Below are 20,962 nucleotides of genomic sequence, written 5' to 3' on the forward strand. Positions count from 1 at the left end.
AAGAGGCGGATTCCACGTTAATCCTGAGAAGGCGAGCATGAAAAGGAAAATTCTCCTCCTCCTGTTATTGATAGCGGGAAGCCCGGTACTGGCGAAGCGGGTCGTTGTGATTGAGGGCGGCAGGGTCCATATGCGGGGAATGCTGGTTAACGGCACCTGCGCCGTCGCGCCTGAAAATGAAGAGATGACCGTGCGGATGGGGCAGTACCGCAGCTCGCTCTTTAAGGGAGTGGGCAGCTACGCGCCTGTCAGTATTCCGTTCGCCATCCGCCTGACCGGCTGCCTTCCCGAGGTATCCGCCCATGTGGGCATCGCTTTCCAGGGGGCAACGCCCGTAGAAGATCCGCAGGTATTTCTGGCTTCGACCAGCGTTAATGGCGATAACGCCAGCACCGGTATCGGGCTTGCCCTGTTCGACAGCGAACAGCAGCTTATTATTCCCAATACCTGGCCGGCTTATTTTTCCAGCATTAAAAGCCGGGAGGTGACTTTACATTTTACCGCCCGCTACCGCTCGGTTGCTGAACATCTCCTGCCGGGAAATATTCATTCTCAAGTCTGGTTCACGCTGGTTTATCCCTGAGCCGAAATTATTCACAATTAATGGTATCTGTCGTGATGAATACTTTATTTAAATCAGGCGTAGCTGCAGCGCTATGCTTGTTAATAAATTTTTCTGCTCAGGCGGCCGGAGGAATTGGCCTTGGCGCCACGCGTGTTATTTATCCCGCCGATGCGAAGCAGACTTCCCTGTCTGTGACCAATAGCGATACCAGAGAGCGTTATCTGGTCAATTCGTGGGTGGAAAATAATCGCGGTGAAAAAGATAAAAGTTTTATCGTTACGCCGCCGCTGTTTGTCAGCGAACCAAAAAGCGAAAACACCCTGCGCATTATCTATGCGGGCCAGCCGTTGCCTGCCGACCGTGAATCCATTTTCTGGATGAACGTGAAGGCTATTCCGGCGGTGGATAAAAATACCGTTGAAAATAATAACGTGCTGCAGCTGGCTATTTTGTCGCGCATTAAATTATTCGTACGGCCGAAAAATCTCCAGATGCAGCCAGAAGAAGCGCCCCGGCAGCTGCGTTTTTCCCGCAGCGGAAGCTACCTTAGCCTGCATAACCCTTCGCCTTATTATATTTCCACGGTCAACCTGAAAGTCGGCAACGAGAAGCTGCCTAATACCATGGTCGCCCCGAAGAGCGTGGCGAAGGTTGTCGTGCCTGCAAATCTGTCAGGGCGTATCTCTTACCAGACCGTAAATGATTACGGCGCGGTGACGCCGGTCCAGCCCGGCGTCATGCAGTGATGCGGCGTGGCAGCAATCGGGAAGCAGGAAGACGATGAAAAAGTCAGTCACGCATCAGGCGTTTACGCTCGCTCCGCTGGCAGCGTGGGCGATGGCGACGCTCTGGCCGGGCATAAGCCTTGCCGAAAGCTATTTTAATCCGGCGTTTTTATCCGCAGACGCCGCCTCCGTGGCGGACTTGTCGCGTTTTGAAAAAGGCAATCACCAGGCGCCGGGCGAGTATCGCGTGGATATCTGGCGCAACGATGAGTTTATCGCGACCGAAGATCTTTCATTTGCTGAGGCGGATAAAGCCCGGCCGGGAAACGCGGTTAAATCCGGCGGCCTTGCGCCCTGCCTGGACGCGGACTGGCTTAAACGCCTGGGGCTGAATATGCTCGCTTATCCTGAGCTGGCAAAATATAAACCGGGTGAATGCGTACCGGTGACCGAAGCGATTCCCGGCGCGGAAATAGCGTTTGATTTTGCCAGGCTGCGCCTGGATATCAGCCTGCCGCAGGCCTCGCTGCTGAACAGCGCCCGTGGTTATATTCCGCCCGACCAGTGGGATGAAGGCATTCCGGCGGCGCTGGTGAACTACTCGTTTACCGGCAACCGCAGCAGCAATGACGACAGCTATTACCTCAGCCTGCAAAGCGGCCTGAACTATGGGCCGTGGCGGCTGCGTAACAACGGCGCATGGAGCTACACCCGAGGCGACGGCTATAACACCCAGGCCTGGAAGAATATCAGCACTTACGCGCAGCGGGCTATTATTCCGCTGAAGGGCGAGCTGGTGATGGGCGACAGCAACACCGGCACCGACGTGTTCGACAGCCTTGGCTTTCGCGGCGCGCGCCTTTACTCATCGGACAGCATGTATCCGGACAGCCTGCAGGGCTACGCGCCAACGGTGCGCGGCATCGCCCGGACCAACGCCAAAGTGACCATTCGCCAGAACGGCTTCGTCATTTATCAAAGCTATGTCACGCCGGGCGCATTCGCTATCAGCGATTTAAACCCGACCTCTTCAAGCGGCGACCTTGAAGTCACGCTGGAAGAGAAGGACGGCAGCCAGCAAAAATACACCGTGCCGTATTCCACCGTGCCGCTGCTGCAGCGTGAAGGGCGACTGAAATATGACCTGGTCGCCGGGGATTTTCGCAGCGGTAATAGCCAGCAGGATAAGCCGTTCTTTACCCAGGGCACGCTGATTGCGGGCCTGCCGCAGGGCTATACCGTTTACGGCGGAACCCAGCTTGCGGAGCGCTATACCTCTGCGGCGCTGGGGCTTGGGAAAAATCTAGGCGAGTGGGGCGCGATCTCCATGGATATGACCCACGCGCGCAGCAAACTGGCCGATGACAGCGAGCATCAGGGCCAGTCGCTGCGTTTCCTGTACGCCAAATCCCTGAGTTCCTACGGCACCAATTTCCAGCTTCTTGGCTATCGCTATTCCACGCGCGGGTTCTACACGCTTGATGAAGTGGCCTACAAAAATATAGAAGGTTATGAATACGGGCCAGAGGATGACGGCACGCACCACAAGGTGCAGACGCCGCAAAGCTACCACAACCTGCGCTACAGCAAGCGCGGGCGTTTTCAGATCAATATTTCCCAGGCGCTCGGCGATTACGGCTCGCTGTACGTTTCCGGCAGCCAGCAAACTTACTGGGGTACGGACGAGGATAACACCTGGTATCAGGCGGGCTATGCCAGCGGCTGGCGCGGGATCGGCTACTCAGTTTCCGCTTCCTGGAGCAAATCTGTCGGGCTTGCGGACAGCGACCGCATCGTGGCGTTTAACCTTTCCGTGCCGTTCAGCACGCTGCTGGGCCACGGCTATTCGCGGGATAAAGCCATCGATCGCGCCTGGACCACTTTTAACGCCAGCAAAAATGCCGACGGACAAAGTACGGTACAAACCGGCGTTGGCGGCACGCTGCTTGAGGGCCGCAACCTCAGCTACAGCGTGACCCAGGGCCGCAGCAGCTCAAACGGCTACGGCGGCAGCGCCAGTGCCAACTGGCAGGCGACTTACGGCACGCTGGGGCTGGGCTACAACTACGACCGCCATCAGCATGAGCTTAACTGGCAGGCTTCCGGCGGCGTGGTAGGGCATGCCGACGGCATTACCTTCAGCCAGCCGCTTGGCGACACGAACGTATTGATTAAAGCGCCCGGCGCGTCCGGCGTCAGCATAGAGAACCAGACCGGAGTGAAAACCGACTGGCGGGGCTATGCGGTAATGCCTTACGCCACGGTCTATCGCTACAACCGTATCGCGCTGGATACCAATTCGATGGATAACCATACCGATATTGAAAACAACGTCAGCAGCGTGGTGCCAACGCAGGGCGCGCTGGTACGGGCGGCGTTTACTGCGCGCATTGGCGTGCGGGCGATTATCACCGTGAAACGCGGCGGCCGTGCGGTGCCGTTCGGTTCGGTGGTGCGCGAAGAGGGCAGCGGCGCGACCAGCATGGTGGGCGATGACGGGCAAATCTATTTAAGCGGCCTGCCGCTGGAAGGGAAGCTGCTTATTCAATGGGGCGACGGCAAAGGATCGCACTGTTTTGCGCCTTATTCACTGCCGGAGAAGAGCTTAAAACAGGCTGTCGTGGTGGCTGGCGCCACCTGTTCATAGCGAAGCCGTATGGCTCAGGAATCTGAAATGAAAGCGAAGAGTTATCTTGCCGGTGCCGTGCTGTTGGCCTGCGCGGCCCCGGCTTACGCCACGGTTTGCGCCAATTCAAACGGCGTGCCGACGGAAGTTTCATACGATCTTTCGAACGTCTTTACCAGCGCGAACAACCAGGCCGGACAGATTGTGACGCTGGCGGAGAAATCGCAATGGGTCGGCGTTAACGCCACTTGCCCATCGGGAACCAGCGGTAACACAACCATGCGTAGTTATGTTACTACGCTGCCGGTTCAGGAAACGCTGGATGGTTACAAATACCTGAAAATAAACGACTATCTTAATGGTGGGATGAAGATTACCGACAGCTACTCTGGCGTCTTTTATCCACCCCGCGACTACATTCAGATGGGAAGCCACCCGAACGTTTCCAAAGGGCAGCCTTTTCCGGTTAAGGACTCGAACCTGGTCTTCCGGCTTAAGGTGATGAAGCGCTTTATCAATATGGTGCCGATCCCCAAACAGACCATGTTTACGGTCTATGTCACCACGCGCAATACCGACCCGCTGACCACGCCGGTTTATACCATCAGCTACAGCGGCAAGGTGGAGGTTCCGCAAACCTGCGAGATCAACGCCGGGCAAATCGTCGAGTTTGATTTTGGCGATATCGGCGCGGCGCTGTTTAGCCAGGCCGGAGCGGGGAATCGTCCGGCGGGCGTTACGCCACAAAGCAAAACTATCGGCATTAAGTGTACGAATGTGGACGCGCAGGCTTATCTCTCGCTGCGCCTGGAGGCGGAAAAGATCGACGGCAATATGATGGTTTCCGACAACAGCGACCTTGGCTTTATTCTGGCCGATGGAACGGGAGCCCCGCTTACGCCCAACACGCTGAGCAGCAAGATTAATTTCCGCCTGGATGATGCCGCTGCTTCAAGGGTTGATATCCGCGCCTGGCCGGTGAGCGTGACGGGGAATAAGCCTGCGGAAGGCCCGTTTACCTCGCGGGGATATTTAAGGGTGGACTATGACTAATATTCGTAAAAGTAGCGTTCTGGCGATATCGCTGTCTGTAGGGCTGGCTGCGGGCGCCGCGCGTGCGGCTTCGCCGCTGGGCGAAATAAATATCGAGCTGCGCGGGAACGTGGTGGATTACAGCTGCTATGTGGCAACGGGCGACGATAACAAAACCGTTCAGCTTGGCAGCTGGCCCACTAAGCAGCTGCGAACCGCGGGAAGCACCACACAAAGCATCCCTTTTACGCTAAAGCTTAACGGCTGCCCGCCGGGATCGGCGTCGATTACTTTTTCAGGTAAGAAGGCCGACGGGGATCCGACGCTGCTGGCGCTCAATGATACCAGCAGCGCCACTAACGTCGCGGTGGAGCTGCGCGATAAAGATAAAACCCGGCTGCCCCTGGACCAGGCCAGCCAGGATGTAGCAGTGGATGCTAATGGTGATGCAGCGCTAACTTTTTTTGCCAATTATAAAGCGCTGACGGATAACCCGCAGCCGGGAAAGGCCGATGCCGACGCCACCTTTATGATTAATTATTACTGAGCATTCACTATCTGGACTAAACAGATGAAGGTGCTCTTATAATAATTCTTTCACTCGCGCATAGTCGATAAGTTCAACAATAGAGGTAACATGGAGCTTGGAAAATATATTTGCCTTGTGCGCGCTGATCGTTTTGTTGCTTAACAGAAGCTGCTTTGCAATTTCTTTATTGGATAATCCGTTCGCCAGATAGCGTAATACGGTAACCTCTCTATTAGAGAGCGGCATATCATCCACGGCGCCTTTGCGCGCGCTGGACTGGCTGATGAAATGCAGGGTATCAGAAGGAAAGAATGAGTATCCGGAGAGCAGCATTTCCACCGCTTTAAATATATCCTCCTGTTCTTTCCGCTTGCTGACAAAGCCGTTCGCACCCGCCTGAATCGCTCGCCCCGCATAGAACCTTTCTGATTTAGATGACAGAAAGAGTATTTTGGTATCTTCCTGTATAGCTTTGATTCTTTTAAGTAAAGTAAAGCCATCTACGCCGGGCAGCTCAATATCAAGGATAACGAGATCGACGGGGTGAACGCGCATGTAGTCGACCACTTCCCGGCCGTCATCGGTTTTCAGCACGACGCTGATAGCTTTATTTTTCTGGAGTAATACTTCTATCGACATTCGGACAATAGGGTGTTCGTCCATGATAATTACGGATGCAGGTTTCATTTTTTTACCTCGGATTGTTTGAGGAAACATCGCGATGACGCAGGGTCACGGATAGCGATATTTATGAAATGTTAACAGGCTAAGAGGTTAAACAGGTGTGCAGGTTCTCCTTTTGAAATTAAATATTCCATTGTGTCTGTATTTATGATTAGTGATGAGGATGAGGCAACTGCCGATATATTTATAAGCCTGGCGTTTATAAGTGAATTCGGTGGGCTGATTATACATTCATATTATAGGAGAGAAAGACTGCTATTAGCGTCAGGCTGGCCTGCTACTATTTAGTTCTGCTCCACGCGAAATACCTTTTTTTATTCAGGGGATGTTTCTGCATTCAGTAATCTTATGAAAGTAAAAGTTTATTTTAAGTATTAAAAATAGTACGAAATAGTAAATGTGTATTGTTTGTTAAGTTCTACAAGGCTGAAAGCAGCCCCTTTTCCTTGCCAGGCGAGGCGGCGAGGGGGATTTATCGATCCAGGAATAGTTATAACTGTTAATGAACTGCTCTATTTTAACAATTATGAAACATGCAAAATAAGTAATTTCTTAACTTTCAACGCAAGGTCAGTAAGCCAGCCTTAATTGTTTCTCTCAGTCGGTACGACAGACAATTCATGCAGTAAATGAATGAGTGCCTTCCTGTTATTCAGCCCAATACGAGCCGATACGCGGCCCAGCGTATAGATCACTGAGTGATATGACCACTTCAGGGAGGCCGCGATCGCCTTCAGGGAATGTCCCCTGGCAACTTCCATAAGTATGTTCCATTCACGCAAGGAGAAGGCGTCGTTTTTGCGCGTATAGTTAGCCTGAACAGGCGCCGGGGAGCAAGGCTGTAGCATCAATAAATATGACAATATTCTGACGTCCAGCCGCCTTTCGATAACCCGACATGCCGCGGCCGCAACAATAAAACAGGAAACTGCCGGGCTGCGGCTGGCGGTGAGCAGAGTGATGCTGATGCCGGGTCTTTCTTTATGCCACAGGCGAATGGCGGCAAGCACCTGGAGGACGGGAATCGCTATACAGTCCAGATCGATAACAATGCGCGGCAGCGGCGTCTGCGCAAAAAAAGTCGCGGCTTCTTCCGGCGTTGAGCAGATGTGGGTGCGGGTGCGTTTAAAAAGATACTGCGTGAGCGCAAGCGAAAGATATATGTCGTTGCTGATGAGCAGCATATCCACCGGCTGTTGCCGACGCAGCGCGCGACTTTGCTGCTGCAGATATTCAAGGCGATCGAAGATCACCGGTATGCCCGGGCATCCGGGGCGAACCGGCCCCTCCTTACTGATGCGGCGAGGCCTTCTTTTACGCGTGGTTAAATACACATGTTCACTCACTGGCAAACCGGGGCAGCATTCTCCTGGCGGATAAAAAATGCTCCGCTGGCTGTCAGCGTGCTAATAAATAATGCGTTATTAACAGAACTATTCATAATTATTTGTCGCTAACGGTAATGGCCTGCGGCGCAGTTTTGTCGGGAAAGCGAAGGCGATAAGCAGAAACCGAACGTAGCGCAGCTGCTGATTATGCCGTACTGACGTTATTCTGACAGCAGGATATATCGTTAGATATTAGGCTTAACTTAAGCCTGGCCTGGAAAATTCTTAATCCATCGGGTTATTATGCGAACGCCATCGCCTGAATGAGAAACGGGTAATTTTTCCTGCGTGGCCGGGCAATAGCTAATCAAGCAAAAAAGCCAGGTTCATTTTTATGAACGTTATTAAACCGTGTTGATTGCTGATACGTAACTTTTTCATGATGGCCTGACGATGCTGTCGGGCTAGCGGCTCATCAATATTCATCAGATGGGCCGCCTCTTCCAGAGAATATCCGCAGGCAATATGCTTAAGCAGCGCGCGTTCGGGAACGGTAAAATGGCGTGTTGTACAGTATTTACAAATGCTTAAAGGCACCGCACGCGTGTTTTTCCCGCGTCGGTTCGGGTCCATCCAGCGCGTGATTTTTCTGGCTATCTCGTCAATCTCATCTTCGCGAAAAATGACCGGCAGCATATACAGACAGGGGCGAAACATCAGTTTTTCATGTTCTGCCCTGCGGCAGATAAGAATGATGCGCTGCGTTTTTGTGGCGTGAGGTATTTTATAACAGCCGGCGCTTACCCAGTCATCTTCCAGCGAGACAAAAACAATATCGGCTACGTCATGATGCTCTGCAGGTAAAATATGAAAAGCCTCATGCCGACGGTCGCATATTTGCGCAATAATTATTTTAAGGCCATGAACGAAGTGGCTGTTTTTTTCTTTTATGGCAAGGGTAAGCATGAAGATCCTCTTTGCAAAATAAACCAGGAAAGGATCATAGTAAAAATAAACAAGCGTCTGAACGCCCGCCGACTTAATTCATCAGTCGGCAAGGATGAGTTATCGCCAGGTGATTTCCTGGCCGCTTAAAAATAGCGCAAAATATGCTCAGGACATATGCTTAATATAATCAGGCGCCGCGCACGACCATTTCCAGCGCGTCGTTTTCCCGCAGCCAGTCCCTTGAATTGATCCTCAGCATTTCCATAAACGTACTGCCCGCGGTAGAGAGGCGGCCAACGTTCGGACAGAGGATGCCGATGCTGGTGGCGGGCAGCACTTCGCGCAGGGCCAGCGGCCGAAGATTGATGTTGTATTCTGGAAAACGCAGGCGCACCGAGGTCCACATGCTCACCATGTCCGCCTGTTGCATCATGCGCGCCATAATCCACGGCGATGAACAGTGAACGATATTTTGCGGCAGCGGCAGATTATAGCGGCGGAAAACCTGCGCCAGAATCGAATGCTCGCCGGGTTCGTCCCAGTCCAGCCAGGGATAATTGATCAGATTTTTCAACGAGGTGGTGTGGGTGATGGGATGCTGCTCTGAGGCGATAATGGTATTGCTGAGCGCGTACAGCGCTTCGTAATACATGCCGGATGTCGTAATGTCGCAGCCGGCGGTGATCACCGCAATATCCAGCCGCTGGTTTTCGAGCGCGTGGTGGATCTGCTGCAGGCGTCCCTCCATCGCCACCAGCTTCACTCCCGGAAAGCGGGCCTGATACTGAATCATCGTGCTGGTGAAGGGCCCATATGAGGCGGCGGCGGTAAACCCTACCCGCAGCTGGCGCATGGCCTTGCCGAGCAGATGGTCGAGCTCGTCCCGCGCCTGGTGTAAAGAACGATCGATGTCGCGCGCGTGGCGCAGCAACACCTGCCCGTACTCATTTAACGTTACGCCGCGTGACGAGCGTTGCAGAATCGGCATGCCGATTTCCGCCTCCATCTCCTGAATAGTTTTGGAAATGGCCGGCTGGGTGAGATTCAGCGCCTTCGCGGCCTTGCCGATGCTGCCCTGGGCGGCAACTTCTAACAAAATATCTAATTGATTTAATTTTATTTTCATTCGATGTCCCGATCGCTTCCCCGCCGTGGTGCAAAATTTGCTCTCTTACAATACAAATTTGATAACCAAAGCCATAACGAATTTTTATGATTGCGATGTGCTTTTTTTATGCAGATAGTGAATTTACCGCCCCGTTGTTTACATTCGCGTAACAAAAAGGAAGTGAGCATGAAAGAGACTGTCAGCTTTGCCCCGGCCCGGGTTGAACTCAGAGCGCCGCCGCTTGCGCGGGATCTCGCTTCTGCTGGCGAGGAGCGTACCAGTATTAAATCGCTGGTGGCCGTGGCGACGTTTGGCGTCGGCTTTGTTATGCGCCCGCTGGGAAGCCTGGTATTAGGGCACTACGCCGATCGCCATGGCCGCAAAGCCGCGATGACGCTGATCCTGAGCCTGATGTCGCTGGGCGTAATGATGGTGGCTTTCGCGCCAACCTACAGCCAGGTGGGAATTCTTGCTCCCATAGTGCTGATTGCCGGGCGTTTGCTGCAGGGCTTTTCCGCAGGCGGCGAGGTTGGCGCGGCAACCACCTGGCTGATGGAGGCGGGAGGCAAATCGCGTCGCGGCGTACGCGTAAGCTGGCAGATGACGAGCCAGGGCGGCGCGGCGCTGTTGGGGGCGGCGATGGGCGCCGGGCTGAGCCATTATCTGAGCGAAGAGGCGCTCTATACGTGGGGCTGGCGCGTGCCCTTTATCCTTGGCCTGGCGATTATGCCCATTGGCCTCTACATCCGCAGGCAGCTTCCCGAAACACACAGCGCTTCGTCTGACACGGCCTGTGCCAGCCCCGCGCTGACCCTCTGGCGTGAGCATCGCCGCGCGCTGCTGCTGGGAATTTTGCTGGTGATGAAAAGCACCACGACCTTTTACATCATCATTTATTACATGCCGGCGTATATGGTGAACACGCTGCATATGCCTGCCGGCACCTCTTATTGGGTGAGCCTGACCGCCGCCGCGCTGACGCTGCTGGTGCCGTTTTTTGGCGGCAAGCTGGCCGACAGGCTGCCGAGGCGCAAGCCGATCCTGCTGGGCTGCGCGATAGCATCCTTTGTGCTGATCTGGCCGATCTTTGCCACTATTCTGTATGGTCTCCCGCTGGGCGTGACGATCGCCCTGATTGCCGTCGATCAGGTGCTGGCGAACGTCAGCGCGGTGGCCTTTTTCCTGCTGATCCTGGAAGCCTTTCCTAAAGCAGTACGCGCCTCCGGTATGGCTCTGGTTTACGCCGTGGGCGTCACGCTGTTTGGCGGGTTTGCCCAGTTTAACGTGACCTGGCTGCTGAAAGCGACCGGGCAGCCGATGGCCCCGGCCTGGTACCTGATGTTTTGCTCGGCGGTTTCGCTGGCGGCGCTGGTTGCCTGGCGGGAGCGCAAGAACGCATCCGATGATGAAAAGGAAACCCTATGCTGATTAAAGACATTCTCGACCATGAAGATGAGATGATTGCTATCCGTCGCGATTTCCATCAACACCCGGAGTTGGGGTTTGAAGAGTTCCGCACCAGCGACCGCATTGCTGAACTGCTGACGGACTGGGGTTACGAAGTGCATCGCGGGCTGGGCGGCACCGGCGTGGTCGGTACCTTAAAAGCGGGCGACGGCGGTAAGCGCCTTGGCATCCGCGCCGATATGGACGCGCTGCCGATGCAGGAGCAAACCGACCTGCCGTGGGCAAGCGCGGTTGCAGGCAAAATGCACGCCTGCGGCCATGACGGGCACTGCGCGATCCTGCTTTCCGCGGCGCGTTACCTGGCAGAGCACCGCTCGTTTAACGGCACGCTGCACCTGATTTTCCAGCCGTCCGAGGAGTCAGTCGGCGGCGCCAAACGCATGATCGACGACGGTCTGTTTAAGCTGTTCCCCTGCGATGCCGTTTTCGGCCTGCACAACTTTCCGCTGATCCCGGCCGGGCAGATTGTCACTAAACCCGGCGCGCTGATGGCCTCTTCAGACAGCATGACAGTGACGCTGGAAGGCAAGGGCGGTCACGGATCCATGCCTGAACACTGTATCGATCCAACCGTTGCGGGCGCGTCGATCGTTATGGCGCTGCAAACCATCGTTTCGCGCAATGTCGATCCGCAGGACGCCGCCGTGGTGACGGTGGGCAGCCTGCAAAGCGGCACCACGCACAACATTATTCCGCACAGCGCGGTGCTGAAGCTGAATATGCGCACCTTCAGGCCGGAAGTGCGCGAAGCGGTGAAGCAGCGTATTCAGACGCTTATTTATGCCCAGGCGGAAAGCTTTGGCGTGAAGGCTTCCATCGAAGTTGATTTTGGCTATCCGGTTACGATTAACGATCCTGCCCAGACCGAGTTTGCGCTTCAGGTCGCCCGCGACGCGTTCGGCGCGGATAACGTTGCCGATCCGCAGCAGGTGAAAAGCATGATGGGCAGCGAAGATTTTTCCTTCATGCTCGAAGAGGTGCCGGGCTGCTACCTCTGGCTGGGAACGGCCACGGGCAAAGATGATTACTCGGTGCACCATCCGCTCTATCAGTTCAACGACGCCTGCATTTCTACCGGCGCGACCTATTGGGTGAAGCTCGCCGGGGCGTTTTTGCGCGGCTAAACCCGCATCCGCCGGAACATAAGGCTTAGCCTCGGCTACTGTTTAAGACTTTTAGCCTAATGCTACCGCCGCGGCGTTTTCTACACTCAGGGAAAACGCCGCTGGAGGTGGTTATGGCTTGGCAACCTTTTCTGTATGTGATTGACGGCTCGTTATCCGACGAACTCCCGGCGCCTCAGGTGCGCGCAAACGCCGCTGAGGCCGGAGAAATCAATGCCGTACCAGGGTCGCAAAGTAATACACCAGCGGAACCGCCAGCAGATACAGCCCGGCCGGGATCTCGCGCCACTTTCCGGCAATCACCTTGATGATGATATAGAACAGCAGGCCGCCCGCAATGCCGGTGCCGAAGCTGTTGGCGATCAGCGTAATCATCACCATCATCAGAACCGGCAGGCCGTCGGTGAAGTTCGCCAGATCCACCTTGCGCAGCCCGCTGAACATATTCAGGCCGATGAGGATCAGCGCAGGCGCGGTGGCCGCTTTCGGGATCATCAGGGCAACCGGCGTGAACAGCAGCATCAGCAGGAACATGATGGCTGCGGTCAGCGCGGTCAGGCCGGTTTTACCGCCAGCTTCGGCGGCGGCGGAAGATTCGATCAGCGCCGTGGCGGCGGGTATCCCCACCCACGGGCCGAGCGCCGCAGCAACGGAATCCACCATAAACGGACGGTTGATATGCGGCATATTGCCGTGCTCGTCCAGCAGGCCCGCTTCGCCGCCAACGGCAAGCGTGGTGCCCATGGTGGAGAAAAATTCAGAGGCGAAGAACACAAACAGGTACGGCAGGAAGGCGATGTTCAGCGCGCCAGCCATATCCACGTGGCCGAGCACCGGCGCAAGGGAGTGCGGCATAGCGATAAAGCTTTGCGGCAGGTGCGTGACGCCAAAAGGAATGCCGACAAGCGTGGCGAACAGGATAGCCCAGAGAATCGCACCGGGAACACGCCGCGCCTGCAACGCGATGGCGAGGAACAGGCCGCACAGCGCAACAAGCGCGCCCGGCGCGGTGAAATCACCCAGCATCAGCGCGTTGGTTTTGGCGTTCGCCAGCACCAGACCGGCGTTACGGAAACCAAGCACGGCGACAAACAGCCCGATGGACGCCGTTAGCCCAAGCTTGATGGACTGCGGCACCGAACGGGTAACCACCTCGCGCAGCCCGAGCCGGGTGAGGAGGAAAAAGAGAATGCCGGACCAGCAGGCGATGCCGAGGCCGATCTGCCAGCTAATGCCTTCGCTGCCGGCGAGCGTAACGCCAACCAGCACCGAACCGCCGATGCCGGGCCCTACGATAAACGGCAGGTTGCCGTAAAAAGCCATCAGCAGGGTGCCCGCGACAAAGACCAGAATGGTGCCGGTTGTGACAGCGCCTTTATCCATCCCGCCCACGGCCAGCAGGCCGGGGATCACTACCAGCAGATAAGCGGCGGCAAGAAAGCCCGTCACGCCTGCGAGGCATTCGGTTTTAACCTTGCTGCGCCGCGAATAAAGCTGAAAGCGCCGCTCCAGCCAGCTCCCTGAAGCGGCTGGATTTACTGAGTTTTCGGCCATTGTGTGGCTCTCCTGTGCTATCTCAAAGTTGCGTTGTTATTTCGCCGGCGTTTCCAGGCAGGCAATAAGCGGATCGACAAGCTGGCGCGTGGTGCCGTCCGTCAGTCCAAGATCGGTCAGGTGCGGCCCGGCGTTACACGCAAGGCAGGTGCCTTCAATAGCTTTGAATACGCGGTACGGCGGCTCCCAGTCGGCCACTTTGTTGCTGAGTTCGCGCAGCTGGTGGAACTGCTGCGCAAGCTCCGCTGCGGGTAAATCAGAGAGCATCCCGGCAACTGGCATCGCAACGTGCGCGAGGATCTCACCGTTCTGGCTTAACGCCATGCCGCCGCCGCTGGCGATTAAGGTGTTCGCCGCCAGGGCCATATCCTGCGGGTCACGCCCCAGCACCACCAGGTTATGGGAGTCGTGAGAATAGGTCGTCGCAATCGCGCCGTGCAGCTCGCCCCAGCCTTCCAGCAGCGCTAGCTGCGGTTTAGCTTCATGACGGCCGTGACGATGCTGCACCCAAATCAGGCTGAAGCCTTCCGGGATCTGCACTTTGCCGTCGCGCACATCGACGGTGGTTTCGTTCCACTGGGTAAAGCGAGCGCCCTTGATGTGGCGCAGCGTGGCGGTGCCGTGCGTGACGGGAACGTTGAGGTTAAAGTCTTCCGGCTTCAGCGGTTTTAAACGCACGGTATCGCGCGGAGGCAATACGTCCGGCGCGTTGACTGGTTTGAGCAGCTTACCGTTTTGCGCCATGTGCTGACCGGCAACGTAGACCGCTTTCGCCTGTAATTTCTCGAGCGAATCGAATATCACAAGGTCCGCCGTGCGCCCGGCGGCGACCAGGCCTAAATCGTTACGCTGCAGGCGGATGGCGGCGTTGAGCGTCGCCAGGCGCAGCGCGTCCGTCGCCTTCATGCCGTGTGCAATCAGCAAATTCAGCAGGGCGATAATGCCGCCTTTTTCCAGCAGCATATCCGGCGGCACGTCGTCCGTGCAGACCGTAACCTGCGAGGAGAGATGAGGCAGGGCGTTGAGCGCCTCCACGATCTCCGGCAGCAGATAAGGATGGGAGCCGCGGATTTCGATGGTCAGCCCGGCGCGCAGTTTTTCCAGCGCATCGGCGGCGGAGGTCAGCTCATGGTCGGAGGTGACGCCAGCGGCGAGATAAGCCTGAAGCTGCGCACCGCTCAGGCCGCGCGCGTGGCCCTCAATCAGCTTGCCGCTGTTCAGCCCCGCGTTGAGTATTTCCAGCATGCGCTCGCTGCCGTTCAGCACGCCGTGCATATCCATCACTTCCGCAACGCCCGCCACTTCCGGCCATGCAAGCATGGTCTCCATCTCTTTGCCCGCGAAATCAGCCCCGGACATTTCCAGGCCCGGCGTGGAAGGCACGCTGGACGGCGCGGCGCAGATCACGCGTAGCGGTAAACCGCGGCTCGCTTCAACGGCGTAGCGTACGCCTTCCACGCCGAGCACGTTCGCCAGCTCGTGCGGATCCCAGAAGATGGTCGTTGTGCCCTGAGCCACAACGATTTCCGCGTAGCGCGCAGGCGGCAGGTGGGAGCTTTCAACGTGGACATGGGTATCTATCAGGCCGGGGCTGATATAAGCGCCTGCCAGATCGTGAGTTTCGGCGGCTTCGCTCCAGCTGCCGCAAGGGTGGACGCTGGCGATAAGCGAGCCAACAAGGCCGATATCGACAAGGCGGATCTCGCCCGTCGCCATATCAATCAGATTTGCACGGGTCAGCAGCAGATCGAAAGGCGCTTCGCCCAAAGCCGCTTTCACCGTCCGGCGGCGCAGGTCCGCGGATATATATGAGTTCATCGTTTTACTGTCCGGCAGGAAATAATGGCAGGCTACTCCAGGCGGGCAGGGTTTACCCAGATGATTTAATTTATCGGCCGATAAGAAACGTTTATCCTGTCGCAAACGTTTTCCCTGGAACCCTGACACCATGGCCGAACCCTGGCAGCGCCTGCCCGCGCTCTCCTTAAAACAGATTCAGTATTTTGTGACGCTGGCCAAACTGCGCCATTTTACCGATACCGCGAGCCGTCTGGCGATTAGCCAGCCGGCGCTGAGCAGCGCGCTGCGGCAGATTGAGTCGGTGCTGGGCGGCAGGCTGGTGAATCGTACCGCTTCGGCAGTGACGTTAACCGAGCTGGGCGCGGCGATATTGCCCCATGCGGAGCGCGTGCTGTACGCGGCGCAGCGGTCGTTTGATGATATGCAGCGCATCGTGCAGGAGGGGGGCGACGGCACCTTGCGCATAGGTCTTGTGCCCTCGGTAAGCAGCCTGCTGTTTCCGCAGGTTCCTCAGCTTCTGGCGCAGCACTTTCCTCGCCTGCGCGTTGAATTTCACGATCGGACTAACGATGCGCTGATCGCCAGGATCGAGAGCGGACAGCTGGATTTTGGTATCGGCGCGCTGGACAGTTCCGTTCCTGACGCGCTTGAGATCCATCCGCTTCAGGAGGATCCGTTTGTGGCCGTTATGCACCGCGAGGATCCTCTGGCGACGTCCAGCCATATTCCGTGGCGGCACCTTTCCCGCCGCGATATTGGCGTATTTTCCACCGGAAATACCAGCCGTCTGGTGGCCGCGATGGCGGAAAGCCAGCGCCTGAATATGACGGCGCGCTATCAGGTCGATTTTATCGAAACGCTTTATGGGCTGGTTCGCTCGCGCCTTGCTATCGCAATTTTGCCGCAGCTTTACACCACGCACCTGCAGGACAAAGAGCTGACGGTGGCGCATCTCCAGCAGCCGTCCCTGAGCCGCACTATCGCCCTGATGCGCAGCAAGCAACAGGCGTTTCCGCCGCAGATTGAGGGGTGCTTTCAGCTGATAGCCAGGGCACTGCAGCAGCGTTAATTGGCGTGTATCCAGCTGCTATACGCTGAGCCGCAATGTAACGCCGGTCTTAAAGATTTGTTAAGCTGAAAGCCGCCATGGAAATAAAAGAGCCTGAATTGCTCACGGCCGAGCGTTTAACAACGGAATTTAACCGTAGTGAGAATTCGCTCAATGAGTGGCTTAAGCGTAAGGCCCTCCGGAATCAGGCACTTTGCTTATCCCACTTTGATAAATTTTTACCGAACAAGGAAGTCGTCCTTTCATGAAGAAAACCCTGCGTGGCCTGCTATTTCTGTTTATCGCCCTGCTGGTGGTCGTTGCCGCCTGGCTGTTATCTATCCGCGCCAACAGCGATGCCCTGTGGAAGATCGTCAGCGAGCAGTGTGTACCCGGTCAGCAGCAGCGCCACGATCCCGCGCCTTGTTTAGCGGTTAATCTGGATAAGCGCTTTGTCATATTTAAAGATGCCAAAGGCCCCTTGCATAACCTTTTGATGCCGACGGAAAAAATGACCGGGATAGAGAGTCCTGAGGTTCAGCAGCCGGATGCGCCGAATTTCTTTTACCAGGCCTGGCAGGAGCGCGGTCGCCTGAAGCAGATGGCGGGTAAACCCATCAGCGACCGATACCTGGGCCTGGCGATCAATTCCTGGTACGGACGCTCGCAAAATCAACTGCATATCCATCTCGCCTGTCTTTATCCTGAGGTTTACCAGGCGCTTAACCGGCAGGAAGGGCGGATCGGCAATAGCTGGCAGCCGCTCGGTGAAAAGCTGAAGGGGCATGATTACCTGGCGATGAAGATGCCCGCCGGCGCCTTTGAGCAGCAGGATCCTTTTAAGCTGCTGCATGCCTATGTTCAGCAGCAGGGCGATGACATTGCGAAATATGGCCTGGCGGTGGCCGCCAACGGGCAGGGCGATATTGTTTTGCTGGCTAACCGGCTAAAAATAACGGATTTCAATCTCGGAACGGCGGGCGAGATCCTGGATTACCGCTGTGCGTCAGGACGCTGATTTTTAACGGCCCGTGACGATCCTCTCCCTGTTTAAGCCAGGCAGCAGAATGATTTAATTTAATCATTTTGCTGCTTTTCTGTTCACCTTGTGCGTCTGCTTTTCTGCGCGGTTTTTCTCTTCTGGCTGTTCTGTGACCGCGATCGCTGTCTATTGCTAATTTGATTAATTATAATCATTTTGATTTTATTTAATCGGAGTGGGTGCAGGATGAACATCAAAAAAACAATCGAAAAAGTCCCCGGCGGCATGATGGTTGTCCCGCTGGTGTTAGGGGCGACGCTGAACACTTTCTTTCCGCAGGCGCTTGAGATCGGCGGCTTTACCACGGCGTTATTTAAAAACGGCGCCGCGCCGTTAATCGGCGCTTTTCTGCTTTGCATGGGGGCGGGTATCAGCTTTAAGGCCGCTCCGCAGGCGTTGTTGCAGGGCGGGGGCATCACCCTGACCAAACTGCTGGTGGCGATAGCGCTGGGGCTCGGGGTGGAATACCTTTTCGGCGCCGAAGGGATCTTTGGCCTGAGCGGCGTGGCGATTATCGCGGCGATGAGCAATTCCAACGGCGGCCTCTACGCTGCGCTGGTCGGTGAGTTTGGCAACGAGCGCGACGTGGGCGCCATCTCCATTCTCTCTCTTAACGACGGGCCGTTCTTTACCATGATCGCCCTTGGCGCGGCGGGCATGGCGAATATTCCTCTGATGGCGCTGGTGGCTATTCTTATTCCGCTCGTCGTGGGCATGCTGCTGGGGAATCTCGACGCCAGCATGCGTGAATTCCTTACCAAAGGCGGCCCGCTGCTGATCCCTTTCTTCGCCTTTGCTTTAGGCGCCGGCATCAACCTGGAAATGCTGTTGCAGGGCGGCCTGGCCGGTATTCTGCTTGGCATATTGACCACCATCGTGGGCGGCTACTTTAACATTCGTGCCGATCGGTTAATGGGGGGAACCGGCGTGGCAGGCGCGGCAGCTTCGAGTACCGCGGGCAACGCCGTTGCGACGCCGCTGGCTATCGCGCAGGCGGACCCGTCCCTGGCGCAGGTGGCTGCGGCGGCGGCCCCGTTAATTGCAGCTTCGGTTATTACTACCGCGATCCTCACGCCGCTATTAACGTCCTGGGTCGCAAAACGAAACGCGCAGCTTAAAGAGCGGGAGGCCGCATGAAGTTAATCGTGGTGGCGGATGATTTCACCGGAGCCAATGATACCGGGGTGCAGCTGGCCAAAAAAGGCGCCAAAACGGAAGTGATGCTGACCCAAAAGCAGAAGCCTTCCCGCCATGCTGACGTGCTGGTTATCAATACTGAAAGCCGCGCCAGCACGGCTTGCGAGGCGGCGCAAGCCGTGGCCCAGGCTTTATGCCCGTGGTGCCAGCCGGGAGCAGCTTCACCGCTGGTGTATAAAAAAATCGACTCAACGTTTCGCGGCAACGTGGGGGCGGAAGTCGAAGCCGCTATGCGGGCGACGGGGAAGTCTCTGGCGCTGATTGCTGGCGCTATTCCGGGAGCAGGGCGCACCACCGAACAGGGAGAGTGCCGGGTGCATGGGGTGCCGCTGCTGGAAACGGAGTTTGCCAGCGATCCCCGCACGCCGATCTTCTCCTCCCGCATCAGCGAACTGATTGCCCGGCAAAGTGAAATTCCGGTCCGCGAAATAAGCTTACCGCGCGTAAGAAGCGGCGAGCTTGCAAGCGCCTTAGCGCAGCTTGCCGGCCAGGGGAACGCCATGGTTGTGGTGGATGCCGTGACCGATAACGATCTGGAGCTGATCGCCCGTGCGGCGATGTCGCTGCCGCAAACGCCTTTGCTGGTCGGCGCCGCGGGCCTTGCCAGCGCGCTGCCCGTAAGCGCCTGGTTAACCGAGCGCCGGACGCTGCCGGTGCTGGTGGTGGCCGGCTCAATGAGCGAAGCGACGCGCCGCCAGGTTGAGCAGGCAAGACGCAGCAGGCGCGCAGAAATTGTAGATATCGATGTCGGTAAGCTGCTGACCCCGCAGGCGGAGGATCACCGGCAGGCGGCGCTGTCGCAGGCCTGCCAGCTTCTGGAGGAAGGGCTGCACTGTATTTTACGCACCAGCCGGGAAGCCGAAGATCGTTTTCAGATCGATGAGCTGTGTCAACGGCATAGCCTAAGCCGCCAGCAGGTGGGGGAACGGATAAGCCGGCAGCTCGGCCTGCTGACGCTGGCAATTACCGGCAAGACCCGAATTGGCGGCCTGTTCCTGACCGGCGGCGATATTGCCACGGCGGTTGCTAACGCTTTGGGCGCGGAAGGGTATCGAATCGAGAGTGAAGTCGCGCCCTGTATCCCTTGCGGAACCTTTATTAACAGTGAGATTGATGATTTACCGGTGATCACCAAAGCCGGTGGGTTTGGTACGGAGAGCACGCTGTGCGATGCGCTCTATTTTATTGAGGAGATGTACGGTGACCACTAAAACAATCGCGGTAACGATGGGCGATCCGGCGGGAATTGGGCCGGAAATCATTATCAAAGCGCTGCTGGCGGCTGAACTCAATGGCGCGCCGGCGGTGGTTATCGGCTGTCTGGAAACCCTGCGGCGCCTTTGCCAGCAAGGCCTTGTTCCGGAGGTGGACTTGCGCCCCATCACACAGGTTTCGCAGGCGCGTTTTGCGCGCGGCGTGATCAACGTGCTTGATGAGCCGCTCGAACAGCCGCAGGCGCTGGTGCCTGGCAAAGTGCAGGCGCAGGCGGGAGATTTAGCCTACCGCTGCGTGAAAAGGGCCACGGATCTGGCGCTGGCAGGCGAGGTGCACGCTATTGCTACGGCTCCGTTGAATAAGGAAGCCCTGCACACCGCGGGGCATATGTACCCGGGGCACACGGAACTGCTGGCGAAGCTGACCAACAGCAAAGACTACGCGATGGTGTTGTACACGGATAAACTTAAGGTGATCCACGTCTCCACCCATATTGCGCTGCGCAAGTTCCTCGATACGCTTAACCAGGCCCGCATTGAAACCGTTATCGGGATTGCCGATAAGTTTCTCAGGCGCGTGGGTTATGCCGCTCCGCGTATTGCCGTTGCGGGGGTAAATCCTCACGCCGGGGAGAACGGGTTGTTTGGGGATGAGGAGATCAATATCGTCACGCCCGCCATCGATGCGGCTAAAAAAGCAGGGCTGCAGGTTTACGGTCCTTGTCCTCCGGATACGGTCTTTTTGCAGACCTGGGAAGGACAGTACGACATGGTGGTCGCCATGTATCACGATCAGGGGCATATCCCGCTTAAGCTATTGGGCTTTTACGATGGCGTAAATATTACCGCCGGTCTGCCCTTTATCCGCACCTCGGCGGATCACGGCACCGCTTTTGATATTGCCTGGCAAGGGAAAGCTAAATCTGAGAGCATGGAGGTCTCGATTAAACTCGCAATGCAGCTGGCGTAAT

The 20,962-nt window shown here is 56.5% G+C and carries 19 protein-coding genes; 13 read left to right on the forward strand and 6 right to left on the reverse strand.

Translation table 11 applies throughout. From position 1 onward, the window contains the following. Nucleotides 1-37 precede the first annotated feature (37 nt). The 5 genes from fimI to sfmF are packed head-to-tail and all read left to right on the forward strand — an operon-like array spanning nt 38 to nt 5,495. The gene (gene fimI / locus WLO31_RS02520) at nt 38-583 is read left to right on the forward strand and encodes a type 1 fimbrial protein subunit FimI (RefSeq protein ID WP_435928954.1); all 546 of its coding nucleotides are present in this window, start codon (nt 38-40) and stop codon (nt 581-583) included. Between the two features lie 35 nt (nt 584-618). After that, nucleotides 619-1,311: a type 1 fimbria chaperone FimC gene (fimC, locus tag WLO31_RS02525; RefSeq protein ID WP_435928955.1), complete on the forward strand. Its 693-nt coding sequence runs from the start codon at nt 619-621 to the stop codon at nt 1,309-1,311. 34 nt (nt 1,312-1,345) lie between these two features. Continuing rightward, nucleotides 1,346-3,937: a fimbrial biogenesis usher protein gene (locus WLO31_RS02530; RefSeq protein ID WP_435928956.1), complete on the forward strand. Its 2,592-nt coding sequence runs from the start codon at nt 1,346-1,348 to the stop codon at nt 3,935-3,937. A gap of 27 nt (nt 3,938-3,964) precedes the next feature. Further along, the gene (gene fimH, locus WLO31_RS02535; protein WP_435928957.1) at nt 3,965-4,969 is read left to right on the forward strand and encodes a type 1 fimbria D-mannose specific adhesin FimH; all 1,005 of its coding nucleotides are present in this window, start codon (nt 3,965-3,967) and stop codon (nt 4,967-4,969) included. After that, nucleotides 4,962-5,495, forward strand: a complete 534-nt coding sequence (gene sfmF, locus WLO31_RS02540) for a fimbria assembly protein (RefSeq protein WP_435928958.1) — start codon at nt 4,962-4,964, stop codon at nt 5,493-5,495. The genes fimH and sfmF overlap by 8 nt, the downstream gene beginning before the upstream one ends. 36 nt (nt 5,496-5,531) lie before the next feature. Here sfmF and fimZ read toward each other — a convergent pair whose 3' ends face one another. From fimZ to fimW, 3 genes are all read right to left on the reverse strand, one after another. After that, complete coding sequence (gene fimZ, locus WLO31_RS02545; RefSeq protein ID WP_435928959.1) at nt 5,532-6,164, reverse strand: fimbria biosynthesis transcriptional regulator FimZ; 633 nt, start codon at nt 6,162-6,164, stop codon at nt 5,532-5,534. A 581-nt stretch (nt 6,165-6,745) separates the two neighbouring features. Continuing rightward, the gene (locus WLO31_RS02550) at nt 6,746-7,507 is read right to left on the reverse strand and encodes a helix-turn-helix transcriptional regulator (RefSeq protein ID WP_435928960.1); all 762 of its coding nucleotides are present in this window, start codon (nt 7,505-7,507) and stop codon (nt 6,746-6,748) included. Nucleotides 7,508-7,852: 345 nt separating this feature from the next. Continuing rightward, entirely contained in the window at nt 7,853-8,455 is a 603-nt protein-coding gene (gene fimW, locus WLO31_RS02555) for a fimbria biosynthesis transcriptional regulator FimW (RefSeq protein ID WP_435928961.1), read from the reverse strand. On the opposite strand from fimW, the gene WLO31_RS02560 reads away from it, so the two are divergent. Next, entirely contained in the window at nt 8,357-8,584 is a 228-nt protein-coding gene (locus tag WLO31_RS02560) for a hypothetical protein (protein ID WP_435930699.1), read from the forward strand. The genes fimW and WLO31_RS02560 overlap by 99 nt on opposite strands. Before the next feature lie 40 nt (nt 8,585-8,624). Here WLO31_RS02560 and WLO31_RS02565 read toward each other — a convergent pair whose 3' ends face one another. Further along, complete coding sequence (locus WLO31_RS02565; protein WP_435928962.1) at nt 8,625-9,563, reverse strand: LysR family transcriptional regulator; 939 nt, start codon at nt 9,561-9,563, stop codon at nt 8,625-8,627. A 168-nt stretch (nt 9,564-9,731) separates the two neighbouring features. Between WLO31_RS02565 and WLO31_RS02570 the strand changes: the two genes are divergently transcribed. Further along, nucleotides 9,732-10,973 (forward strand): MFS transporter, encoded by a 1,242-nt coding sequence (locus tag WLO31_RS02570; RefSeq protein WP_435928963.1) that lies wholly within the window; start codon nt 9,732-9,734, stop codon nt 10,971-10,973. After that, complete coding sequence (locus tag WLO31_RS02575) at nt 10,967-12,136, forward strand: M20 aminoacylase family protein (RefSeq protein WP_435928964.1); 1,170 nt, start codon at nt 10,967-10,969, stop codon at nt 12,134-12,136. The genes WLO31_RS02570 and WLO31_RS02575 overlap by 7 nt, the downstream gene beginning before the upstream one ends. Nucleotides 12,137-12,346: 210 nt before the next feature. On the opposite strand, the gene WLO31_RS02580 is transcribed toward WLO31_RS02575, so the two are convergent. Together WLO31_RS02580 and WLO31_RS02585 are read right to left on the reverse strand one after the other, a co-directional pair. Beyond that, nucleotides 12,347-13,690 (reverse strand): NCS2 family permease, encoded by a 1,344-nt coding sequence (locus WLO31_RS02580; RefSeq protein ID WP_435928965.1) that lies wholly within the window; start codon nt 13,688-13,690, stop codon nt 12,347-12,349. A 36-nt stretch (nt 13,691-13,726) separates the two neighbouring features. Further along, nucleotides 13,727-15,508 carry an adenine deaminase gene (locus WLO31_RS02585; RefSeq protein ID WP_435928966.1) on the reverse strand — a complete coding sequence of 594 codons (1,782 nt, stop codon included), beginning with the start codon at nt 15,506-15,508 and terminating at the stop codon, nt 13,727-13,729. 130 nt (nt 15,509-15,638) lie between these two features. Here WLO31_RS02585 and WLO31_RS02590 point away from each other — a divergent pair, with 130 nt between their 5' ends. The 5 genes from WLO31_RS02590 to WLO31_RS02610 all read left to right on the forward strand — a co-directional run bounded on the left by WLO31_RS02590 (nt 15,639) and on the right by WLO31_RS02610 (nt 20,961). Further along, nucleotides 15,639-16,559 carry a LysR family transcriptional regulator gene (locus WLO31_RS02590; RefSeq protein WP_435928967.1) on the forward strand — a complete coding sequence of 307 codons (921 nt, stop codon included), beginning with the start codon at nt 15,639-15,641 and terminating at the stop codon, nt 16,557-16,559. 244 nt (nt 16,560-16,803) lie between these two features. Beyond that, nucleotides 16,804-17,556 (forward strand): CDP-diacylglycerol diphosphatase, encoded by a 753-nt coding sequence (locus WLO31_RS02595; RefSeq protein ID WP_435928968.1) that lies wholly within the window; start codon nt 16,804-16,806, stop codon nt 17,554-17,556. Between the two features lie 210 nt (nt 17,557-17,766). Continuing rightward, nucleotides 17,767-18,717 carry a 2-keto-3-deoxygluconate permease 1 gene (locus WLO31_RS02600; protein WP_435928969.1) on the forward strand — a complete coding sequence of 317 codons (951 nt, stop codon included), beginning with the start codon at nt 17,767-17,769 and terminating at the stop codon, nt 18,715-18,717. Beyond that, nucleotides 18,714-19,988, forward strand: coding sequence for a D-threonate kinase (gene dtnK, locus WLO31_RS02605; protein ID WP_435928970.1), 1,275 nt, complete (start codon nt 18,714-18,716; stop codon nt 19,986-19,988). The genes WLO31_RS02600 and dtnK overlap by 4 nt, the downstream gene beginning before the upstream one ends. Next, nucleotides 19,978-20,961: a D-threonate 4-phosphate dehydrogenase gene (locus WLO31_RS02610; protein WP_435928971.1), complete on the forward strand. Its 984-nt coding sequence runs from the start codon at nt 19,978-19,980 to the stop codon at nt 20,959-20,961. Before dtnK ends, WLO31_RS02610 begins: the two co-directional genes overlap by 11 nt. Nucleotide 20,962 lies beyond the last annotated feature (1 nt).

This window comes from Dryocola sharpae (assembly GCF_051307055.1).
Lineage (GTDB): Bacteria > Pseudomonadota > Gammaproteobacteria > Enterobacterales > Enterobacteriaceae > Dryocola.

What these genes read in the sequence shown, in the direction of transcription:
- fimI (WP_435928954.1), top strand. Translation starts at nt 38, where the DNA reads ATGAAAAGGAAAATTCTCCTCCTCCTGTTATTGATAGCGGGAAGCCCG.
- fimC (WP_435928955.1), top strand. Translation starts at nt 619, where the DNA reads ATGAATACTTTATTTAAATCAGGCGTAGCTGCAGCGCTATGCTTGTTA.
- WLO31_RS02530 (WP_435928956.1), top strand. Translation starts at nt 1,346, where the DNA reads ATGAAAAAGTCAGTCACGCATCAGGCGTTTACGCTCGCTCCGCTGGCA.
- fimH (WP_435928957.1), top strand. Translation starts at nt 3,965, where the DNA reads ATGAAAGCGAAGAGTTATCTTGCCGGTGCCGTGCTGTTGGCCTGCGCG.
- sfmF (WP_435928958.1), top strand. Translation starts at nt 4,962, where the DNA reads ATGACTAATATTCGTAAAAGTAGCGTTCTGGCGATATCGCTGTCTGTA.
- fimZ (WP_435928959.1), bottom strand. Translation starts at nt 6,164, where the DNA reads ATGAAACCTGCATCCGTAATTATCATGGACGAACACCCTATTGTCCGA.
- WLO31_RS02560 (WP_435930699.1), top strand. Translation starts at nt 8,357, where the DNA reads ATGAAAAGCCTCATGCCGACGGTCGCATATTTGCGCAATAATTATTTT.
- fimW (WP_435928961.1), bottom strand. Translation starts at nt 8,455, where the DNA reads ATGCTTACCCTTGCCATAAAAGAAAAAAACAGCCACTTCGTTCATGGC.
- WLO31_RS02565 (WP_435928962.1), bottom strand. Translation starts at nt 9,563, where the DNA reads ATGAAAATAAAATTAAATCAATTAGATATTTTGTTAGAAGTTGCCGCC.
- WLO31_RS02570 (WP_435928963.1), top strand. Translation starts at nt 9,732, where the DNA reads ATGAAAGAGACTGTCAGCTTTGCCCCGGCCCGGGTTGAACTCAGAGCG.
- WLO31_RS02575 (WP_435928964.1), top strand. Translation starts at nt 10,967, where the DNA reads ATGCTGATTAAAGACATTCTCGACCATGAAGATGAGATGATTGCTATC.
- WLO31_RS02580 (WP_435928965.1), bottom strand. Translation starts at nt 13,690, where the DNA reads ATGGCCGAAAACTCAGTAAATCCAGCCGCTTCAGGGAGCTGGCTGGAG.
- WLO31_RS02585 (WP_435928966.1), bottom strand. Translation starts at nt 15,508, where the DNA reads ATGAACTCATATATATCCGCGGACCTGCGCCGCCGGACGGTGAAAGCG.
- WLO31_RS02590 (WP_435928967.1), top strand. Translation starts at nt 15,639, where the DNA reads ATGGCCGAACCCTGGCAGCGCCTGCCCGCGCTCTCCTTAAAACAGATT.
- WLO31_RS02595 (WP_435928968.1), top strand. Translation starts at nt 16,804, where the DNA reads ATGAAGAAAACCCTGCGTGGCCTGCTATTTCTGTTTATCGCCCTGCTG.
- WLO31_RS02600 (WP_435928969.1), top strand. Translation starts at nt 17,767, where the DNA reads ATGAACATCAAAAAAACAATCGAAAAAGTCCCCGGCGGCATGATGGTT.
- dtnK (WP_435928970.1), top strand. Translation starts at nt 18,714, where the DNA reads ATGAAGTTAATCGTGGTGGCGGATGATTTCACCGGAGCCAATGATACC.